The sequence below is a fragment of the Aggregicoccus sp. 17bor-14 genome, assembly GCF_009659535.1.
In the GTDB taxonomy this organism is placed as follows: Bacteria; Myxococcota; Myxococcia; order Myxococcales; family Myxococcaceae; genus Aggregicoccus.
Genome location: NZ_VJZZ01000015.1, coordinates 58,789 through 78,642, shown reverse-complemented (window position 1 = coordinate 78,642; position 19,854 = coordinate 58,789). Strand labels below are relative to the sequence as shown.

Annotated in this window: 19 protein-coding genes; 3 read left to right on the top strand and 16 right to left on the bottom strand. The window is 74.4% G+C overall.

Annotated elements, in window-relative coordinates; all coding sequences use genetic code 11:
- The first annotated feature begins 14 nt into the window (after positions 1-14).
- The 3 genes from nadB to FGE12_RS24430 are packed head-to-tail and all read left to right on the top strand — an operon-like array spanning position 15 to position 2,957.
- Positions 15-1,613: an L-aspartate oxidase gene (gene nadB / locus FGE12_RS24440; RefSeq protein ID WP_153869005.1), complete on the top strand. Its 1,599-nt coding sequence runs from the start codon at positions 15-17 to the stop codon at positions 1,611-1,613.
- A gap of 7 nt (positions 1,614-1,620) precedes the next feature.
- A complete protein-coding gene (locus tag FGE12_RS24435) occupies positions 1,621-2,349 on the top strand; it encodes a rhomboid family intramembrane serine protease (RefSeq protein ID WP_153869004.1) in 729 nt (242 codons plus the stop codon).
- Positions 2,346-2,957 carry a TIGR00730 family Rossman fold protein gene (locus tag FGE12_RS24430; protein ID WP_153869003.1) on the top strand — a complete coding sequence of 204 codons (612 nt, stop codon included), beginning with the start codon at positions 2,346-2,348 and terminating at the stop codon, positions 2,955-2,957. Before FGE12_RS24435 ends, FGE12_RS24430 begins: the two co-directional genes overlap by 4 nt.
- A 1-nt stretch (position 2,958) precedes the next feature.
- Here FGE12_RS24430 and FGE12_RS24425 read toward each other — a convergent pair whose 3' ends face one another.
- From FGE12_RS24425 to FGE12_RS24350, 16 genes are all read right to left on the bottom strand, one after another.
- The gene (locus FGE12_RS24425; protein ID WP_370459131.1) at positions 2,959-3,594 is read right to left on the bottom strand and encodes a hypothetical protein; all 636 of its coding nucleotides are present in this window, start codon (positions 3,592-3,594) and stop codon (positions 2,959-2,961) included.
- Positions 3,591-4,157, bottom strand: coding sequence for an orotate phosphoribosyltransferase (gene pyrE, locus FGE12_RS24420; protein ID WP_153869002.1), 567 nt, complete (start codon positions 4,155-4,157; stop codon positions 3,591-3,593). The genes FGE12_RS24425 and pyrE overlap by 4 nt, the downstream gene beginning before the upstream one ends.
- A gap of 12 nt (positions 4,158-4,169) precedes the next feature.
- Positions 4,170-5,174 carry a ParB N-terminal domain-containing protein gene (locus FGE12_RS24415; RefSeq protein WP_153869001.1) on the bottom strand — a complete coding sequence of 335 codons (1,005 nt, stop codon included), beginning with the start codon at positions 5,172-5,174 and terminating at the stop codon, positions 4,170-4,172.
- Between the two features lie 58 nt (positions 5,175-5,232).
- On the bottom strand, positions 5,233-5,886 hold the full coding sequence (locus FGE12_RS24410; RefSeq protein WP_153869000.1) for a polymer-forming cytoskeletal protein: 654 nt from the start codon (positions 5,884-5,886) through the stop codon (positions 5,233-5,235).
- Positions 5,887-5,889: 3 nt separating this feature from the next.
- Positions 5,890-6,213, bottom strand: a complete 324-nt coding sequence (locus FGE12_RS24405; RefSeq protein WP_153868999.1) for a polymer-forming cytoskeletal protein — start codon at positions 6,211-6,213, stop codon at positions 5,890-5,892.
- Between the two features lie 61 nt (positions 6,214-6,274).
- Positions 6,275-6,619, bottom strand: a complete 345-nt coding sequence (gene bacN / locus FGE12_RS24400; RefSeq protein WP_153868998.1) for a bactofilin BacN — start codon at positions 6,617-6,619, stop codon at positions 6,275-6,277.
- A gap of 86 nt (positions 6,620-6,705) precedes the next feature.
- Positions 6,706-7,539, bottom strand: a complete 834-nt coding sequence (locus FGE12_RS24395) for an alpha/beta hydrolase (RefSeq protein ID WP_153868997.1) — start codon at positions 7,537-7,539, stop codon at positions 6,706-6,708.
- Between the two features lie 12 nt (positions 7,540-7,551).
- Complete coding sequence (locus FGE12_RS24390) at positions 7,552-9,345, bottom strand: tetratricopeptide repeat protein (RefSeq protein WP_153868996.1); 1,794 nt, start codon at positions 9,343-9,345, stop codon at positions 7,552-7,554.
- Between the two features lie 70 nt (positions 9,346-9,415).
- On the bottom strand, positions 9,416-11,944 hold the full coding sequence (locus tag FGE12_RS24385; RefSeq protein ID WP_153868995.1) for an ATP-binding protein: 2,529 nt from the start codon (positions 11,942-11,944) through the stop codon (positions 9,416-9,418).
- 123 nt (positions 11,945-12,067) lie between these two features.
- Positions 12,068-12,838 carry a TlyA family RNA methyltransferase gene (locus FGE12_RS24380; protein WP_153868994.1) on the bottom strand — a complete coding sequence of 257 codons (771 nt, stop codon included), beginning with the start codon at positions 12,836-12,838 and terminating at the stop codon, positions 12,068-12,070.
- Positions 12,835-14,577: a 1-deoxy-D-xylulose-5-phosphate synthase gene (locus FGE12_RS24375; protein ID WP_194798228.1), complete on the bottom strand. Its 1,743-nt coding sequence runs from the start codon at positions 14,575-14,577 to the stop codon at positions 12,835-12,837. Before FGE12_RS24375 ends, FGE12_RS24380 begins: the two co-directional genes overlap by 4 nt.
- The gene (locus FGE12_RS24370) at positions 14,574-15,470 is read right to left on the bottom strand and encodes a polyprenyl synthetase family protein (RefSeq protein ID WP_153868993.1); all 897 of its coding nucleotides are present in this window, start codon (positions 15,468-15,470) and stop codon (positions 14,574-14,576) included. The genes FGE12_RS24375 and FGE12_RS24370 overlap by 4 nt, the downstream gene beginning before the upstream one ends.
- Positions 15,471-15,489: 19 nt before the next feature.
- Positions 15,490-15,894 (bottom strand): PleD family two-component system response regulator, encoded by a 405-nt coding sequence (locus tag FGE12_RS24365; protein ID WP_153868992.1) that lies wholly within the window; start codon positions 15,892-15,894, stop codon positions 15,490-15,492.
- A 16-nt stretch (positions 15,895-15,910) separates the two neighbouring features.
- Positions 15,911-16,255, bottom strand: coding sequence for an exodeoxyribonuclease VII small subunit (gene xseB, locus FGE12_RS24360; RefSeq protein WP_194798227.1), 345 nt, complete (start codon positions 16,253-16,255; stop codon positions 15,911-15,913).
- A 95-nt stretch (positions 16,256-16,350) separates the two neighbouring features.
- Positions 16,351-18,099 carry an exodeoxyribonuclease VII large subunit gene (gene xseA, locus FGE12_RS24355; RefSeq protein WP_153868991.1) on the bottom strand — a complete coding sequence of 583 codons (1,749 nt, stop codon included), beginning with the start codon at positions 18,097-18,099 and terminating at the stop codon, positions 16,351-16,353.
- Positions 18,096-19,838: an FHA domain-containing protein gene (locus FGE12_RS24350; RefSeq protein WP_153868990.1), complete on the bottom strand. Its 1,743-nt coding sequence runs from the start codon at positions 19,836-19,838 to the stop codon at positions 18,096-18,098. Before FGE12_RS24350 ends, xseA begins: the two co-directional genes overlap by 4 nt.
- Positions 19,839-19,854: the final 16 nt, after the last annotated feature.

The window sequence follows — 19,854 nt, the reverse complement described above, 5'->3', positions numbered from 1 at the left end:
TTAAGGCTGCGACCATGCCCCAGCGGTTCGACTTCCTGGTCCTCGGCGGCGGAGTGGCGGGTCTCTCGTTCGCCCTGAAGGCAGCCGAGCACGGCAGCGTGGCGGTGCTCACCAAGCGCGAGCGCGGCGAGGGCAACACCACCTACGCCCAGGGCGGCATCGCGAGCGTGCTCGCCCCCACCGACACCTTCGACGCCCACATCCAGGACACCCTGGTGGCCGGCGCGGGCCTCAACCACCGCGACGCGGTGGAGGTCACCGTGAAGGAGGGCCCCACCCGCGTGCGCGAGCTGGTGGAGCTGGGCGCGGAGTTCGCGCGGCGCGCGAGCGGCGAGTTCGACCTCACCCGCGAGGGCGGACACACCGCGCGCCGCGTGGTGCACGCCGGAGACATCACCGGCCGCGAGGTGGAGCGCGCGCTGCTCGCCGCCTGCGACGAGCAGAAGAACATCACCTTCTTCCCGCACACCGCCGCCATCGATCTCATCCTCGACCGGCGCCGCACCGCAGGCGCGAGCCGCTGCCTCGGCGCGTATGCCTTGCGCGACGGCAGCGCGGACGGCGGCCGCGTGGAGACCTTCCTCGGGAAGGTGACGGTGCTGGCCACCGGCGGCGCGGGCAAGGTGTACCTGTACACGTCCAACCCGGACGTGGCCACGGGCGACGGCGTGGCCATGGCGTGGCGCGCGGGCGTGCGGGTGGCGAACATGGAGTTCTACCAGTTCCACCCCACCTGCCTCTTCCACCCCGAGGCCAAGAGCTTCCTCATCAGCGAGGCGCTGCGCGGCGAGGGCGGCAAGCTGCGGCTCAAGAACGGGCAGAGCTTCATGGAGCGCTACCACCCCATGGGCGCGCTCGCCCCGCGCGACGTGGTGGCGCGCGCCATCGACGCCGAGCTCAAGCGCACCGGCGAGGAGTGCGTCTACCTGGACATGACGCACCTGGGCCGCGCCTTCCTCATGGAGCGCTTCCCCAACATCTACGCCACCTGCAAGGCCTTCAACGTCGACATGACGGTGCAGCCCATCCCGGTGGTGCCCGCGGCGCACTACCAGTGCGGCGGCGTGGTCACGGACCTGGACGGGCGCACGGACCTGCAGGGGCTCTACGCCATCGGCGAGGTGGCGCACACGGGCCTGCACGGCGCGAACCGCCTCGCCTCCAACTCGCTGCTCGAGGGGCTCGTGTTCGGCCACCGGGCCTCCATCGCCGCGGCCGCCGAGCTGCGCACGGGCAGCGTGCCCGAGCGCGAGGTGCCCGAGTGGGACCCGGGCAGCGCGGTGGAGAGCGACGAGAGCGTGGTCGTCACCCAGAACTGGGAGGAGGTGCGCCGGCTCATGTGGAACTACGTGGGCATCGTGCGCACGGACAAGCGCCTGATGCGCGCGCGCCGCCGGCTGGATCTGCTGCGCGAGGAGATCCGCGACTACTACTGGCACTTCAAGGTCACGCGCGACGTCATCGAGCTGCGCAACATCGCCGACGTGGCCAGCCTCATCGTGGACTGCGCGAGCCGCCGCAAGGAGAGCCGCGGCCTGCACTACACGCTCGACTACCCGAACCTCGACGATCACCACTGGCTCAAGGACACGGTCGTGTCCCGCGAGCTCTAGAGGCCCCATGGTCAGCCCCCGCGAGCCACGCCGCGTGCTCGAGCCCGTCGACCCGCTCGAGCCCCTGCCCACGCAGGAGCAGACGCCCGTCCCCGCGCGCCGCATCCCGTGGGTGTGCGGGTTCGTGATGGCGGCCTCTGTCGCCCTCTTCCTCCTGCAGGCCCGGCTCGCCATCCCGGTGCAGGTCAGCGGCGGAGGCGTCGAGGAGGTGCCGCGCTTCGCCCTCTTCGGTCCGTGGGTACAGGCCGGCCAGTACTGGCGCCTGCTCAGCTGCGCCTTCGAGCACGGCGGCGCGCTGCACATCTTCTTCAACATGTCGGTGGTCTACAGCCTCGGCTTCGGCCTGGAGCGCGCGATCGGCAGCGCGCGCTTCCTGCTCATCAGCGTGGTGTCGGCCCTCGGAGCCAGCGCCTTCTCGCTCTTCTTCAACTTCCACACCGTGATGCTGGGCGCCTCCGGGATGATCCTCGGCTGGGCCGGCGCGATGCTGCTGCTCGTCACCCGCGAGGGGCGCCGCAGCCTCGGCGTGTGGCTCGCACAGATTGCCGTCATCAGCCTCATCCCTGGCGTGAGCTGGGCGGGCCACCTGGGCGGCTTCCTCTTCGGGCTTCCCTGCGGCTTCGCGCTGAAGAAGGGGCCTCAGGTCTTCCGCTACGCCGCGCCCGTCATCCTCTTCGTCACCGCGGTGGTTGCGTTCGTGTCCGCTCACCCCGAGCGCTTCGGACTCGCGCGATGACCGCTCCCCTCCCCTTCACCAGCGTCTGTGTCTTCTGCGGCTCGCGCCCCGGCGCGCGCCCCGCCTTCATGGAGGCCGCGCGTGCCTTCGGCGCGGAGCTCGCGCGGCGCGGGCTCACGCTGGTGTACGGCGGCGCCGGCATCGGGCTGATGGGCGCGGTGGCGGACGCGGTACTCGAGGGCGGCGGGCGCGTGGTGGGCGTGCTGCCGCGGGGGCTCGAGAAGCGGGAGATCGCCCACAAGGTCCTCACCGAGCTGCACGTGGTGGACTCCATGCACGCGCGCAAGGCGCTGATGGCCGAGCGCGCCGGCGCCTTCGTGGCGCTGCCCGGCGGCTACGGCACCTTCGACGAGCTCTTCGAGATCCTCACCTGGGCGCAGCTCGGCCTGCACCACAAGCCGGTGGGCCTGCTGGACGTCGAGGGCTTCTGGCAGCCCCTGCGCGCGCTCGCCCAGCGCGCCGCGGACGACGGCTTCCTCGCCCGGGAGCAGGCGCGTGCGCTGCTCGTGGAGTCCTCGCCCGCCGCGCTGCTGGACCGGCTGCAGGAGGGCGCGGCGCGCATCCCACCGAGCGCGAGCCCGCCGCCGGCGCCTAGCGTGAAGCCCTAGGCTACTGCGCGTCCACCTGCAGCTCGAGCTGCCCCAGCGTGGAGGCGACCCGCAGCGTGACCTTCCCGGTGCCCTCGGGGATGACGGGGGTGCCGTTGGAGAACTGCCGCGGGAAGCGCAGCCAGTACCCCACCCAGAAGTCGCCCGCGTACGGATAGTAGGCGCGCATGGGCAGGTTCGCGCGCCCGATGCGCCGGATCTGGATGGGCGTCACCTCGCCCGCGGGGGTGAGCAGCGTGAGGCGCCACACGGACTTCCCCGTGCCCTTGTCGAAGTCGTCCATGCGCGGGTCGTTCACGTGCGCCGCGAAGAAGAACTCGTGCGCCGCGGCGGCCTGGGCCTGCTCGTTCGCGAGCAGCGCCTGCACCTTTTCGGGGGGCAGCAGCTCGAAGGCCGCCTGGCGGCGCACGCGCGCCTCGCGGTACGCGGGCGCCTGGAAGGTGGCGCCGGCGAAGGCGCGCGTGTCGAAGAGGGCGTAGATCTCCCCCCGCGCGCTGTAGCGCTCGAGCACCTTGGTGTACGCGCGCTCGGCGTCCAGGTCGCGCAGCGTGGGCGCGGGGTCGCCGACGATGGGCGGAACCTTGGCACAGGCGGCCAGCGCGAGCAGCGCCAGCGCGAGGCGGGGCAGCCCCTTCACGGGATGAAGTCCTTGCGGGTGAACAGCGTCGCGAGCTTGTGGCCCTGCGCCTCCACCGCCTCGCGCCCGCCCTCGAGCCGGTCCACCAGCGCGAAGGCGCCGAGCACCTGCAGCCCCTCCTGCTGGGCGCGCTCGATGGCCTTGAGCGTGGAGGCGCCCGTGGTGACCACGTCCTCGAGGATGGCCACCGGAGCGCCCTTGCGCAGCGCGCTCATGCCCTCGATCCACTGCCCCGTGCCGTGGCCCTTGGGCTCCTTGCGCACGATGAAGGCCGGCAGCGGGTGGCCCGCGAGGTAGCTGGTGAGGCTCACCGCGGAGGCGAGCGGATCCGCGCCCAGCGTGAGCCCACCCACGCCCTCGGCGGTGGGAGCGCCCGCGCGCACGGCCTCGAGCAGCAGCCGCCCGATGAGGAAGTGCCCCTCGGCGAGCAGCGCGGTGCGCTTGCAGTCGATGTAGAAGTCCGACTCCTTGCCGGACGAGAGCACCACCTTGCGCCGCTCGAAGGACTTCTCGGTGAGCAGCTCCAGCAGGCGGGCGCGGTCGCGCATCAGGGGCGAGGCCATGGGCAGGGTGTCCTAGAGGTTCTCGAGGTAGGCGACGAGCTCGGCCGAGTAGCGCAGCTGCATCAGCAGCTCCGCGCGGCGCGACTCGTCCAGCGCGGCGAACACGTCCGCGAGCAGGGAGAGGTCCTGGTTCAGGGCGCCCAGGCGCTGCGCCACGTCCGCGGCGAGCTCGTCCGCGTCGATCTCCTCTTCCACGCCCTCGGGCGCGAGCGAGCTCTCGGTGGCGAGCGCCTTCTCGAACATGTCGCGCGCGGCGGCCGACAGCCGCCCCTCGGCGTCCAGGCGGTCGCGCAGCTCGGTGAGCTCGTCCGCCGAGACCGGCGCCGCGTGCACCGCGGCCGCCACCGCCATCAGCAGCGCGTCCTCGTCCGAGAGGTCCGTGTGCAGGCGCGCGAGCACCACGTCGCGCTGCAGGAAGCGCAGCGCCGCCACGCGCCGGAAGCCGCAGATGAGCTGGTAGCGGCCCTCGCCCACCTGGCGCACGTCCACGGGGAAGAGCTGGCCCAGCCGCGCGATGTCCGTGGCGAGCCCCGAGAGGTCCCCCTCCGGGCGCACCCGGAAGGTCGCGTCCTCCTCGATGCTCGCGAGCGACAGCGCCGCGGGCGCCACGTGGCCCCGGCGGCGCGCCTCCACCGCGGGGAGGCCCGTGCGCGCAGGCGGGCGCGGGGGCGCGGGCGGAGCAGCCGGCTCCGTGTCCGCGGCGCCCGGCGCCTCGCTCAGGCTCTCGCCCAGGGTGTCACCGAGGGTCTCACCAAGGGTCTCCTCCGTGTCCGCGTCCGGGCCCACCTCGAGCACGTCCACCTGCCGCGAGGTGACCTCCCCCGGAGCCTCGAGCTCGGCCTCGCCGCGCGGCGTCTCGTCCGGAAAGATCCCGGTGCGGCTCGCCTCCTCCGCGAGCACATCGCCCTGAGGCGCTTCGCCCTGGGAGGCCTCCGCCGGAGCAGACGCCTCCGCGGGCGCCGCATCCTGCGCCGTGGGCAGCGCCTCGTCTCCGTCCACCTTCGAATCCCCGTGCATCGGATCCCCTGGCTGGGCAAGGCGCCGCGCCCCCGGAAGGGCGCGGCATCCGCTCGCCCTAGCGTCCCTTCTTCTTCAGGACGACCTTCTTCTTGGCACCGGCCGCCACCGTCGGCGGCACCGGCGCGGCGCGCGTGTCCGCAGCCGTCTTGGCGGCGGGCGGAGGCGGCGGCGGCAGCGGCTTGGCGCCCGCAGGCCGGGCACCGGCCGGGGTCGCACCGGCGGCAACGCGCGGCGCCGCAGTGGCGGTACCGGGCGCGGGCGGGCGCGGAGGCGCCGGCGGGGCCGTGGGCCGTGCGACCGGCGCGGGGGCCGCGCGCACCGTGGGGCGGGCCACCGGGGGACGCGCCACCGGCACGCGACCCGGCTCCACCTCGCCCATGTCCACGCGGCCGCGGAAGCTCGCGCCGTCCACGATGATCACGCGCGGGGCGCGGATGTCGCCCACCATGCGGCCCTCGCGGGTGAGCTCCACGCTCTCGGTGGCGTTGATGTTGCCGACCACCACGCCGCTCACGATGGCGTTCTTCACCGCCACGTTCGCCTTCACCACGCCGGAGGGCTCCACGATGAGCGTGTGGCTCAGCGTGACCTCACCCTCGACGCGGCCGCGGACCGTGAGGTCCTCGTCACCGGTCAGCCGACCGCTGATGAGGATGGAGGGCCCCACCACGGTGTTGTTGCTCGCTCCTGCCAGATCCTTGGTCGCCATGCGTCAGCGGCCCTTCTGGTCCATGTCGACGTTGCCCTTGAACGAGGCCCCGTCGGCGATGAGGATGCGCGGCGCCTTGATGTCGCCCACGACGCGGCAGTCGCTCTTGAGCTCGACCTTGTCGCTCGCGGCGATGTTGCCCGTCACGCGGCCGGCGATCTCCACGTTCTGCGTGTCGATGTCCGCCTCGACCACGCCGCTACCCTCGACGTAGAGGCTCTCCTTGAGGGAGATCTTCCCCTTGACCGTGCCCTGGATGACCAGGTCCTCGTCGCCGGAGATCTCCCCGTCGATGACGATGCTCGAGCCAATGACCGTGTTCGCCATGAGTGCCTTCCACTCCTCGTGAAGCGTGGTGGGGGATGCGTGCGCTTGCGGGTGACTGCGCCTAGATGTCGTCGGGCAGCTTCACGTCCATCTCGATGGACCCGTTGAAGACTGCCCCGTCTTCGATGACCACGCGCGGCGCCTTGATGTCACCGGCGACCTTCGCGCTGGTGTTGATCGCCACGCGGGTGGAGGCGTCGATGTTGCCGCTCGCCTCGCCGTTGATGGTGAGCTCCTCGGCGCGGATGTCCGCCTGCACGCGTCCGGTGCCCTCGATGGTCAGGTGGTTCTTCAGGGCGATCTGCCCCTCCACCCGTCCCTCGATGACCAGGTCCCCACCGCCGGTGAGGTTGCCCTTGATGACGATGCCCTTGCCGATGATGTTGATCTGATCGCCCTGTGCCATGCGGTGTGTCCCTCGGAGCGCCGCTCGTCGTCAGTGTGGGTGCCGGTGCCGTTTCATCGCGCCGCCGCCGGGCGGCGCAAGCTACGTCAGAGATGCCTGGAGATCCAGCCGGAGATGTCCCGGAACACCTCGTCCCGGCCCACCTCGTTCAGGGGCTCATGTCGCATGCCGGGGTACTCCTTGTAGGTCTTGTCGGCAGAGGCGACGGACTCGAAGAAGGCGCGCGAGGCCACCGTGGACGCCACCCCGTCCTTCTCCCCGCAGAAGAGGAACAGGGGCACCTTCACCGAGGGGCCCGACGCGAGGGTCTGGACCTGGGCGCGCGAGGACTGGGTGAACCAGCCGGGCGTCGCGATGTCCAGGTAGAGCGGGTCCGAGAGGGTGGCTGCCTGGATGGCCTCGTCCCGCGTGAGGTCCGCCGCCTTGAGCCCGCTCTTGATGGGCAGCCAGGGCAGCACGGTGCCGACGACCCGCGCCGCCGCGACCTTCAGCGCGGGCGGCGAGAGCGCGAGCTGCAGGTAGGGCGCCGAGAGCACCAGCCCGCTCAGGCCCTGCACGTCCCGGCTCAGCCACTGCAGCGCCATCAGCCCGCCGTGGCTGTGGCCGAGCAGGAAGGTCTTCTGCGCCCCGGCCGAGCGCCGCACCCGGGCCCAGAAGACCTCCAGGTCGTCCACGAAGTCCTGCCAGCGCTCCGCATGGCCGCGCCGCCCGTCCGCCCGGCCGTGGCCGCGGTAGTCGAAGCTGTGCACCGCGAAGCCGTCCGCCACCAGCGCCTCGATGGCCGGCCGGTAGCGCCCCGAGTGGTCGCCGTAGCCGTGCACGAGCGCCACGTGCGCCCGGGGTGCCTCGGGGACGTCCAACACCCAGAAGAGCCGGAGGTTGTCCTTCGCGTTGAAGAAGCCCTCGTCGTGGTGCGGCATAGGCGTGTCACCTTAGTCAGCCGGCGCGCGGGAGGACAGCATCTTGAGCTTCTGCTCGAGCGCCGCGCGCTCCGGGACAGGCTCGCCTGCCTCCGGCTCGAGCACCGCGAGCGCCTCCAGCGCGCGGCGGTACGCCCCGGCGGCCTCGGTGTGCCGCCCCGCGGCCCGCAGCGCATCTCCCAGGTGCTCGTACACCCCGGGCTCCACCGGGCCGAGCGCCACCGCGCGGGCGAGCAGCTCGGCCGCCCGGGCGGGCTCCCCGCGCTGCGCGAGCAGCGTGCCCAGCAGCCCCAGGCCGGGACCGTGCTTCGGGTGGGCCTTCAGCAGGCGCCCCAGCGTCTGCTCCGCCTCGCTCCCCCTCCCCGCCCCGGCCTGCACCCGCGCGAGCGCGTAGAGCAGGCGCTCGTCCGAGGGCGAGCGGGCGAGCGCCGCGTCGAGCAGCTGGGTGGCCTCCTGGGGAGCGCCGCGCCGGGCGCGGACCTGGGCCAGCGTCACGTACAGCTCGCTGCCGGGCGACCGGGCAATCGCCTCGCGAAGCGCATCCTCCGCCGCCTCGCCCTGCCCGCTGCGCTCGAGCGCCTGCGCGAGGGCCCGGGCGCGCTCGGGGTCCTCCGGATGGGCCGCGAGCGCCTCCCGCAGCAGCGCGATCGCGGCCGGGTGCTCGCCGAGCAGCGAGAGGCAGCGGGCCCGGCGCAGGCGCGCGTCCTCGAAGAGGCTCTCGCCGTCCTCCGCACCTGGAGGCGCGACCGCGGCATAGGCCGCCGCCGCGCTGGACAGCTCCCTCCGTTGCTCGTGGATGCGGCCGGCGAAGTAGGCCACCCGCGCATCCCCCACCCCGCCCGCGCGCGCCGCGTCCAGCAGCCGCGCCGCGGGCGCGACCGCGTGCGCGCCCACCAGCGCGGAGGCCGCCTGCAGCGCCCACTGCGAGGCCCCGTCGAGCGCGAGCAGTCGCTCCAGCAGCGCAAGCCCCTCGGGCTCGCGCCCCTGGCGAACGGCGAGGAGCCCTGCGGAGAGCAGCGCCTCGCCGGACTCCGGCGCCTGCGCGAGCGCGCGCGCATAGGCCTCGGCGGCGGCGTCCCGCTGCCCCAGCGCCTCCCGGGCTGCGCCCAGGGCCCGCCACGCCTCGGCGTCCCCGGGGGTGCGCGCGAGCGTCCGCTCCAGCAGCGGGGCCGCGCGCGCGGCATCCCCGCGCCCGGCGAGCGCGAGGCCCAGGCGCCGCGAGGCCCGGGCGTCGCCGGGACGCACCGCCTCCAGCGCCTCCACCGCCGCGACTGCGCGCTCGGCCGCGCCCGCGTCGAGGCAGGCCTGGGCCAGCGCCAGGTAGGCCGCGGGCTCGCGCGGCCGGAGGGCCAGGGCGCGCCGCAGCTCACGCTCCGCCGCCGCGGGGCGCCCCGCCTCCAGCAGCACCCGCCCGAGCAGCACGCGGGCCTCGTAGTCGCCGGGGGAGTGCGCGAGCACCGTGCGCAGCTCGCGCTCCGCTGCGCCGCGCTGGCCCAGCCGCGCGTAGGCCTCGGCAAGCCGCGTGCGCAGCAGCGCGCTGCCGTCGTCGCTGGCGAGCGCCTCTCGCAGCGCCTCCACGCTCCCCGGCACGTCGCCCGCGTGCGCGCGCAGCCGCGCCTCGAGGAACTGGGCGTAGCTCGACGCGGAGGCAGACTCGTCCTCCAGCGCCGCCGCCTCCATCGCCTCGCGCATCGCCGCCTCGTCCACGCCGAGGGGCGGGCGCGGCGCCGAAGCGCCGGCGAGCAGCGGCGCCAGCGCCAGCAGGGCGAGGGCGCGCAATGGGCGGTGGCGGAAGGGAGCGCTCACGGCGCCCCGCAGTGTAGCGCGGCGCCGGAGCGCCTGCGGGAGGCGCTGATGTAGGTACGGGTGTCGGTGTTCAGGCGCGGGGCGGCAGCGCGCCGAGCCGCTCGAGCAGCCGCTCCACCGGCTCCGCGTCCTGGGTGAGGTCGCGCACCGCGCTCTGGTACGCGAGCCCCGTCGCAGCCTTCAGGTCCGGCAGCAGCCGCTCGATGACGGCGCGGGCGGCGGGCTCGGCGCACTCGGGCAGCACCACGGTGAAGATGCCGGAGCCCAGGTGCGCGAGGATGTCCGGCACCCGCAGCCGCAGGCGCAGCACGTCCCCGACGTTGCGCGGCACGTCGAAGAGGGGCCGCTCCGGGCGCAGCACCGCCACGCTCAGGGGCCGCTCGTAGCGGCGGCTGCGGGAGATCTCCTCCTCGAGCCGCACCAGCAGCCCCGGGTGATCCAGCAGCCCGGTCACCGGATCGCTGCCGGGGCTGCGCCGGCCCGCGCCGAGCATGCCCAGGCCCGCGCCGCGCGACGTCCCCGGCTGCTGCAGGGCCCGCTCGGTGCGCGCGAGCAGCTCCAGCGCCTGGAAGGGCTTGGCCAGGTAGTCCACCGCGCCGAGGTTCAGCGCCCGCACCTTCTCCACCACGCCCTGGTGCGCCGAGAGCAGGATGACCGGGATGTCCGCCGTGTCCGAGGAGGACTTGAGCGCCACGGCGCAGTCCAGGCCGTCCAGCTTGGGCAGGAACACGTCCATCACCACCAGGTCCGGGTGCAGGGCGCGCGCCTTGGCGAGCCCCTCCTGACCGTCTCGCGCGAGCTCCACGCGGTAGCGCGCGCGCAGCACCTCGGAGAGCTGCGCGGCCACCTCCGGCTCGTCCTCGATGACCAGCACGCGCGCCTGCTCCACGGCGGGCACGGGCGGGAGCGCGGCGGTGGGCAGCGCGCGCTGCGCCTGCTGCGCGAGCGGCAGCGTGAAGACGAACGCACAGCCGCCCTCGGGAGGCGTCTCGGCCCAGATCTCCCCGCCGTGCAGCTCCACGAACTCCTTGCAGATGGCGAGCCCCAGGCCCGTGCCGCCGGGGCCGTGGCGGTAGCGGTCGAAGACCAGGTGCAGCTGCTCGGCGGGGATGCCGCGCCCGTCGTCCTGCACCACCACCCGGGCCGCGTCTCCGTCCGGCCGCTTGAGGCGCTGCGCGCGCACCTGCACGGTGCCCGCGGCGGCCGCGTGGTGGATGGCGTTGGTGACGAGGTTCTGCAGCACCTCGTGCAGCTTCGTGGGGTCGCCGATCGCCATCAGCGTCTCGCTGCAGTCGGCGCGCAGGCGCACCTGCCGCTCGGCGGCGAGGATCTCCAGCTCCGCGGTGGACTCCGCGCACAGCTGCGCCACGTCCAGCAGCCGCGGCTCGAGCGAGAGCCGCACCGCCTCGCCCTTGCCCTTCTCCAGCAGCGACTCCACCAGCTCGAGGATCTTGCGCCCCTGGCGCACCATCGCCTCGGTGCTCGCCTGCTGCTGCGGCGGGAGCTCCTCGTCCAGCAGCAGCCGCCCGTGGCCGAGCAGGATCTGCAGCGGCGCACGCAGGTCGTGGCTGCAGACGGCGATGAGCTCGTCCTTGAAGCGGTTGAGCTCCTTGAGGCGGCGGTTCGCCTCGCTCAGCTCGCGGTAGCGGTCCACGTACGCGGACTCGAGGTCCTCGTGCTTGCGCCGCAGCGCCGTGTGCAGCTGCGCGTTGCGGATGGAGTTGGCCAGGGCCGCGGCCACCGCGCGCGCGAACTCCTGGTCCTCGCGGTCAAAGGAGCTCTCCGCGCGGCTCATGCGCAGGAACAGCGCGCCCACCAGGTCGTCCTGGCTGATGAGCGGCTGCACCAGGATGGAGCGCACGCCCAGGGGGGTGATGGCGTCGCGCACCTCGGACATCAGCGGGTCGCGCGTGGCGTCCTCCACGTGCACCGGCTGCCGCGTCTCCAGCGCACGGCGCAGCTCCGGGTAGCGCGCGAGGTCCAGGTCGAGCGCCCCCAGCTGCGGCGCCTCGCGGGTCGCCACCACGCTGGCCACCCGCGGCTGGGTCGCCTCCACCAGCACCACCGAGCAGCGGTCCGTGGAGATGACGCGGCCCACCTTCTCCACCGCGATGCGCAGGATCTCCTCGAGCTGCAGCGAGCTGGTGGCCGCCTGGGTGATCTCCAGCAGCATCTCCATCCGCAGCCGCGAGCGCTCGTCGCGCGCGACGAGGCGGCGCGCGCGCAGCGCGGACTCGAGGCGCAGGGAGAGCTCGTCGAGGCTGTGGACCCAGTCGTCCACGCCCAGCTTGCGCAGCGCGCTCGCGCGCGGCCGCGTGCCGTCCGCGAGGACGGGAAGCCCCTGCAGCTGCGCGTCCTGGCGGATGAAGCTCAGCGCCTCGGCGGCGTGGCGGCCGCTCGTGGAGAGCAGGATCGCCTCGGGCTGCAGCGTCTGCGCCACGCTGCGCAGCGCCTCGGCGCTGTCCGCCACCGCGGCCTGGAAGCCGCTGAAGGACAGCCGCTCGAGCAGCGCGTCGCAGGCCTCGCTCGCCCCCACGACCAGCACCCGGCCTCGGGCCGGAGAAGGCGGGGCGCTGCGCGCGACGACCTTGGCGCTCATGCGCCCTCCCGGACTGCAATGTCCTGGCGCCCAGAGGAACTGCGTGCGCCGTGTGCAGAAAAACCCATACCAGACGGACATCATGCCTGGTCAAAGCGGGCGAAGCCAGAGAGGTCCAGATTTCTACGGCCGGGCAGGCGGGCTGACCACGGCCTGACCCTTCTCTGCGACCAGGAGCGCCTCGACATTGCCCGCCGGGCCCGGGACGGTGGAGTCCATCAGGCCGCGCACGCCGAGGCCCTGCTCGCGCACGAAGGCGGTGACGGCGTCGATGGCCTCCTGGCGCGCCTGCGCATCGCGCACCACGCCGCCCTTGCCGAGGCGGTCGCGGCCCACCTCGAACTGCGGCTTCACCAGCGCCACCAGCAGGCCGCCGGGCTGCAGGAACGGCAGCACCGCGGGCAGCACCTGGGTGAGCGAGATGAAGCTCACGTCGATGACCACCACGCCCACCGGCTCGGGCAGGTCCTCCGCGGTGAGGTAGCGCGCGTTGACGCGCTCGCGCGAGCGCACCCGCGGGTCCACCCGCAGCTTCTCGTGCAGCTGGCCGTAGCCCACGTCGATGGCGTGCACGCGCACCGCCCCCTCCTGCAGGAGGCAGTCCGTGAAGCCGCCGGTGCTGGCGCCGATGTCCGCCGCCACCCGGCCGCGCACGTCCAGGCCGAAGTGGTCGAGGGCGCCCTTGAGCTTGAGCCCGCCGCGCGACACGTAGGGGAGCACCTCGCCCTTGAGCCTCAGCTCGCTCTCCGTGGCCACCAGCGCCCCCGGCTTGTCCACGCGCTGGTCACCCACGACCACCTGCCCGGCGAGGATGAGCGCCTGCGCCTTCGCGCGCGACTCGGCGAGCCCGCGCTCCACCACCAGCACGTCCAGCCGCTCCTTGCGCGCCTTCATCGGCCCTCCAGCGCCCGCGCGGCCGCCGCGAGCCCCGCTGCATCCAGCCCGTACGCCGTGCGCTGCACCCGCGCATCCCCGTGCGGCACGAAGGCGTCCGGCATGCCCACCAGCCGCACCCGCGGCCCCAGGCCCTCGGCGGCGTAGAGCTCCAGCACCGCGCTGCCGAGCCCGCCGCGCGTGCTCCCCTCCTCCGCCACCAGCACGCGCCCGCAGGCGGCCGCCTCGCGCAGCGCCGCCACGTCCAGGGGCGCGGCGAAGCGCGCATCCAGCACGCTCCAGGTGGGCTCCCCTGCCGCGGCCTCCAGCGCAGCGAGCCCCACGGGCCCCAGCGTCACCAGGGTGAGCGTGGGCTTCGCCGCACGCTTGAGCCAGCGCGCGCCCTCGACCGGGGGCACCGGCAGCGCGAGCCCGGGCGGCACGGGGGGCAGCGTGCCGCGGGGAAAGCGCAGCGCCGTGGGCCCGCTGCTCGCGAGCGCGTCGCGCAAGAGCCCCGGCAAGTCCTCTCCCACCACGGGCGCCGCCACGCGCATGCCCGGAAGGGGGCGCAGCATGCTCACGTCGTAGGCGCCCTGGTGCGTGGCGCCGTCCGCGCCCACCAGCCCCGCGCGATCCAGGCCGAACACCACCGGCAGCCCGGGGAGGCACACGTCGTGGATGACCTGGTCCAGCGCCCGCTGCAGGAAGGTCGAGTAGATGGCGCACACCGGCTTGAGGCCTGCCGCTGCGAGCCCCGCGCAGAAGGTGACGGCGTGCTGCTCGGCGATGCCCACGTCGTGCACGCGCGCGGGGTAGCGCTCCTTGAGCGCCACCAGCGCCGAGCCCTCGAGCATCGCGGGCGTCACCACGTGCACGAGTGGATCCTCCGCGAGCACGTCCTCCAGCGCCGCGGCGAAGGCCTCGCTGTAGGTGCGCTGGCCTCCGCGCGAGCGCACCAGCTTGCCGTCGCGCCACTCGTAGGGGCCCATGGCGTGGCCGCGCGTCTGCAGGTCTGCCTCGGCCGGCGGAAAGCCCCGCCCCTTCTGGGTGAGCGCGTGCACCACCACGGGGCGCGAGGAGCGGCGCGCCTCGCGAAGCGCCGGCACCAGCGCGGCGAGGTCGTGCCCGTCCACCGGCCCCAGGTAGGTGAAGCCCAGCGCCTCGAAGAAGGCGCGCGCCTCGTGGGTGCGCAGCAGCGCCGGGATGGCGCCCACGTTGGCCGAGATGGACATCTGGTTGTCGTTGAGCACCACCACGAGCGGCAGGCTCGCGCCGCCCGCGTTGTTCAGCCCCTCGAAGGTGAGCCCGCCGGTGAGCGCGCCGTCGCCCACGATTGCCACCGCGTGGCCTGCGCGCCCGCGCGCCCGCTTGCCCTCGAGGATGCCCAGCGCCGCGGACACCGCCGTGCACGCGTGCCCCGCGGCCACCGCGTCGTGGGGGCTCTCGCGCGGGTCGAGGAAGGGCGCGATGCCGCCCGCCTGCCGCAAGGTGCCCATGCGCTCGCGCCGCCCGCTCAGCAGCTTGTGCGCGTAGGCCTGGTGGCCCACGTCGAAGACGAGCGCGTCCTGCGGCGAGCTGAACACGCGGTGCAACGCGACGATCAGCTCCACCGCGCCGAGCGAGGCGCCCAGGTGGCCGCCCACCTTGCCGCAGACGGAGACGATCTCCTCGCGCAGCTCCTCGCACAGCCGCGGCAGCTCGGCCTCGGGCAGCGCCCGCACGTCCGCGGGCGTGGCCACGCGGGCGAGCACCCCGGTCACGAGCTGCGCTCCACTGCGTAGCGCGCAAGCGCGGCGAGCGGACCGTCACCCGGCTCCAGCGGCCGCACCGCCTCCACCGCCTCGGCCACCTTGCGCGCCGCGAGCTCGCGCGAGCCCTCGAGCCCCAGCACCGCGGGGAAGGTGAAGCGCCCCGCCGCCGCGTCCGCGCCCACCGGCTTTCCGAGCTCGGCCGCGCTGCCCGTCACGTCCAGCAGGTCGTCGGCAATCTGGAACGCGAGCCCCACCGCCTCGCCGTAGGTGTGCGCGCGCTCGAGCGCGCCGGCGTCTCCGCCCGCCGCGAGCACGCCCATGCGGCAGGCGGCCCGGATGAGCGCGCCCGTCTTCAAACGGTGCAGGCGGGTGAGGTAGCCGAGCTCGGCGGGGCGGTCCTCCGCGATGTCCAGCACCTGCCCGCCCACCATCCCCGCGGCCCCCGCGCCCTGCGCGAGCTCGCGGCAGAGGCCCGCGCGGCAGGGCTCCGCCCCCGCCGCCACCAGGCCCAGCGCCTCGGTGAGCAGCGCGTCGCCGGCCAGGATGGCCATCGCCTCGCCGTAGACCTTGTGGTTCGTGGGGCGGCCGCGGCGCAGGTCGTCGTCGTCCATGGCCGGCAGGTCGTCGTGCACGAGCGAGTAGGTGTGCACGTACTCGAGCGCGCACGCCGCGTCCTCCGCCGCGCGCCCGCCTGCGCCGCTGCTGCCGCCCACGGCCTCCGCGAAGGCGAGGCACAGCACCGGGCGCAGCCGCTTGCCACCGCCCAGCAGCGAGTAGCGCATCGCCTCGAGGAGGCGCGGCGGCACCGCGGGCGCGAGTGAATCCATGCGCGCCGCGAGCAGCGCCTCCACGCGCGCCGCCTGGCGGCGCAGGTAGGGTTCCAGGACGAAGTCGGACGTCATGTGGGGACTCAGGGGAGAATCAGGGGGCCCGGCCGGGGCTGGGCGCGGAGCCAGAGCCGGGAACCAGCGTACGGATGCGCGTGATCAGCGCATCGAGGTCCAGCGGCTTCACGAAGTAGTCGGAGGCGCCCACCTCCTTGCCGCGCTGCAGGTCTTCCGGGCTCGAGCGCCCGCTCACGAAGATGACCGGGATGTCCCGGAAGCCCTCGTTCTTCTTCACCGCGCGGCACAGCTCGAAGCCGTCGATCCAGGACATGTTCACGTCCAGCAGGATGACGTCCGGGCGGTTGAGCTGCAGCGAGGCGATGAGGCGCAGCCCGTTGGCCGCCGCCGTCACCTCGAAGCCCTCGCCCTCGAGCGCGACCGCGAGCAGCTCCCGCGTGTCGCGGTCATCGTCGACAATGGTGACCTTGAGCTTTCCCATGGCGCTCACGAGGGGGCTAGAAGGGCACGTCCTCGTCCGCGGAGGGAGGCCCCTTGCGCGGGGCAGCCGGCAGGGTGGGCGGCTTCACGCCCGTCTGCAGCCGCACGGCCGTGTCCTTGCCGTCCTCGCTCAGCAGCAGCTCGATGCGCTGCTCGGCGGCATTGAGCAGGCTCTCGCCGCGGCGCACCAGCTTGATGCCCTCCTCGAAGGCCTTGAGCGAGTCCTCCAGCGAGAGCGTGCCGGCTTCCAGCTGCGCCACCACCCCCTCGAGCCGGCCCACCACGTCCCCGTACTGCTCGGGCGGGGCGCTGCCCGGCTCCTTGCCGTCCTTCGCCGTGTCCTTCGCGCTGTCCTTGGCCACGATGTGCTTGCCGCCTTCGAGAAGAGAGAGAGCTTGGGCCCTCTATAGAGGACGGCGCGCTGGCTTGCACCCCCCTTTGTCCCGGGGAGCAGGGGTCAACAGTCGCCCGGCCCACTCAGCGCCGTCACCGTGGCCTCGATCTCCTCGCAGGCCCCCAGCGTGCGGGCCCCGCCGTTGGCGAACTTCACCCCCAGCGCGTCCCCCACCTGCACGTCCGCCATGCTGCGCACCACCCGGCCGTCCGCCTTGCGGAAGGCCACCGCGTAGCCGCGCGACATCACCTTGAGCGGGCTCATCGCGTCCAGCCGGGCCGCGAGCCGCTGGAAGTGCGCCTGGGCCTGCCCCTGGGCGAGCCGCTCGCCAGCAAGCAGGCGAGCGCGCCGGTCCAGCAGGGCCGTGCGCTGGGCGGCCACGAGCGCCGCGGGCGAGGCGCGCTCGAGCCGGAGGCGGTCCCCCGTGAGCTGCGCGCGCTGGGCGCTGAGCTGCGCGCGCAGGGCCTCGGTGAGCCGCGCATGCAGCTTGAGCAGGCGCTGGCGCTGCTCGGCGAGCCGCGCCTGGGGCGCCGCGCGCTGCAGCCGCTCGTCCAGCGCCTGCAGCCCCGCGCGCCGCTGGCGCAGGGAGGGGCGCAGCACCCGCATCGCGCGCTCGAGCTGCTCGGAGAGGTGCAGCCGCTGCTGCCCGAGCTGCCGCCGCGGGTCCACGAGCCGCCCCGACTGCGCGCTCAGCCCCCCGCGCAGCTCCAGCACCCGCCGCGTCGCCGCCTGGCGCAGCCGCGCCTCCTGCGTCGCGAGCGTGAACTGCAGGTCCGCGAGCACCGGCGCGAGCCGCTCGGCCGCCGCGCTCGGCGTGGGCGCGCGCAGGTCCGCGACGAAGTCCGCGATGGTGAAGTCGATCTCGTGGCCGATGGCGCTCACCACCGGCACGGGGCTCGCGTGGATGGCGCGCGCCACGCGCTCCTCGTTGAAGGTCCAGAGGTCCTCCACCGAGCCACCGCCGCGCGTCACCACGATCACGTCCACGTCCGTGCGGGCGAGCCGCTCGATGCCGCGCGCCACCTCCTCGGCGCTCCCCTCCCCCTGCACGCGCGCGTCGCACACCAGCACCGGCAGGCGCGGGTGGCGCGAGTGCAGCACGCGCAGGAAGTCCTGCAGCGCCGCGCCCGTGCGGCTCGTCACCACGCCGATGCGCCGGGGCAGGAAGGGCACGGGCCTGGGCGGCCGGATGCGCCGGTCGCCGATGAGCCCCTCGGCCGCGAGCCGCTCCTTGAGCTGCTCGAAGGCGAGCGCGAGCGCCCCCTCCCCCTCCGGCTCCAGCCGGCTCACGATGAGGCTGTAGCGCCCCTGGGGCTCGTAGAGGTCCACGCTCCCCTCGGCGACCACCGCGAGCCCGTCGCGCAGCGCGAAGCGCAGGCGCGCCGCCTGCGAGGCCCACAGCTTCGCGTCGATGGAGGCGCCCGCGTCCTTCATCGTGAAGTACAGGTGCCCGCGCGCGTTCGCACCGCGGAAGCTCGAGACCTCGCCGCGCACGATGACGCGCGTGTACTTCGTCTCCAGCGTGTTCTTGATCTGCCGGGTGAGCTCGCCCACCGTGAGCACGGTGCGCGCGGCCTTGGCGGCGCCGTTGGGCGCGCTCGCGGCGGGGCTGCCCGCGAGCGGCGCGAGGGGCTGGGAAACCTCCTGAGCAGGGGCGGGAGCGGGAGGCGGCGCCGGCGCACGCTCGGCCGCAGGGCGCACGGCCCCCGCGCGGGTGGGAGGGGCGCTCTTCGGCAGAGCGGTGCCGAAGAGGTCGGCCTGCTGGAGCGGGGACTGGGGCGGCGCCTCGGGGGCGCCCTTGCGCTTCGTCATCGGGAGAGCTTGTCCACCCAGCCCTTGGCCTTCTCGTAGGTCTCGTCGCCAGGTGCCGTCATCTGCATCACCTCGCGAAAGCGCGGGAGCGCCTCGTCCGGGCTGGTGTCCTTGAGGGAGTAGGCGGAGAGATACAGGTCCTTGGCCCGCGTGCGAAGCTCCGTGAGCAGGTTCGAGGCGCCCGCGTGTCCGGGATCCGCCTGCAGGGTGCGCCGCGCGTACTCGCCCGCCTTGCCCCACTGCCCGCTCGCCTTCGCCGCCGAGGCGCTCTTGTAGAAGATGCTCGCCGCGCGCGTACCCGCAGTGCGGGCCATCTTGCTCGCCCGGCCGTCCGTGATCTCCCGGTCCAGCGCGAGCAGGCGTGCGAGCCCCTTCGCGTCCAGGTCCTCGAGCTTGCGGTACAGGCCCCCGAACTCGCTCATCTGCCCGAGCAGCGCCTTGCAGCGCGGGGCGCGCCCCACGCAGGCGTTGGCCAGGGCGGCAGCGCCGGTGAGATCCCCATCGATGAAGCGCGCCACCGCGGGCTCCCACGGCCTGGGCGCGGCGCCCTGCGCGGAGGGCGGCGGCGCATCGCGCAGGCGGATGGCCTGCGCGGCCTGCTCGTCCAGCAGCTTCGCGTCGCGCTGGTCGGGGAAGGCCACGAGCACGTCCGCCGTGACGGCCTTCGCCGCGTCCAGCTCGCGCGCGTCCAGCAGGCGCTTCGCCTCCAGCACCCGCTGCCCGGAGAGCGTGAGCAGCTGGGCGCGCAGCGCGCGCACCGCGTCGTACTGGGTGGTGTCCGGCGTCACCTGCGCGAGCGCCATGGCGGCAGGGCCCAGCGCGCTCTTGGCGAGCGCGCCCCGCGCCTCCTCGAGGTGCGCCTGGTTGGGGACCTCCTTCGCCGCGCGCTCCAGGTAGTCCTGCACGCCGGGGTAGTCCGGCCGGGCGGCGGCGAGCGTGTCCAGGCGCGCCTTGGCCTCGGCCCACTTCCCCTCGCGCACCAGGTTCTTGCTCTCCTGGAACAGCGCGCCGAGCCGCGCCCGCTGCGCCGCGGCCACCCGCGCGCTCTCCTGCGCGTGGCGCGCGTCCGCATCCAGCTTCGCCTTGAGCCCGATGAGCAGCAGCATCAGGACCGCGAACGCGCCGCCCGCGATCATCAGGCGCTTCTTGCGCAGCGCCTGCGCCTCCGGAGCGCTCGCCGCGGCCGCCCGGCTCGCCCGGGCGCTGCGCACGCGGGGGCCGGGGCGCGCGGGCCCCCCGCCCGCGTCCGCCATCGGCACCGCGTGCACCGTGACGGGCGCAGGCACCGGCAGCCGCGCCGGCAGCGTCATCAGGGTGGTGGCCTGCCCGCCGTCCTCGAAGCGCAGCTCGGAGTCACCCAGGGTGAGCGTGTCGCCGCTCGCGAGCGGGCGCTCCTCCTCGACCGGCTCGCCGTTGACCAGCGTGCCGTTGCCCGAGCCCAGGTCGCTCACCGCCCAGCCGCCGCCCACCCGCCGCAACAGCGCGTGCTTGCGCGACACCGAGCTGTCGGGAATCGCCACCGGGTTGTCCACGGCGCGGCCCACCACCACCTCGTCCAGCTCCGGCAGCTGCAGCTCCTCGCCCGCGCGCGGTCCCGCGGTGAAGCACAGGCGCGCGCTGGAGGGCGGCGCCTCGGGCAGCTGCACGATGGCGGTGTTCGGCTCGGTGCGCGCGAGACGCTCCGCCTCGGGCGGGAGCGTGCGCGCCCCGCGGCGCACGGGCGGCGTTCCGGTGGACATCGCGAGACCCCTTCCA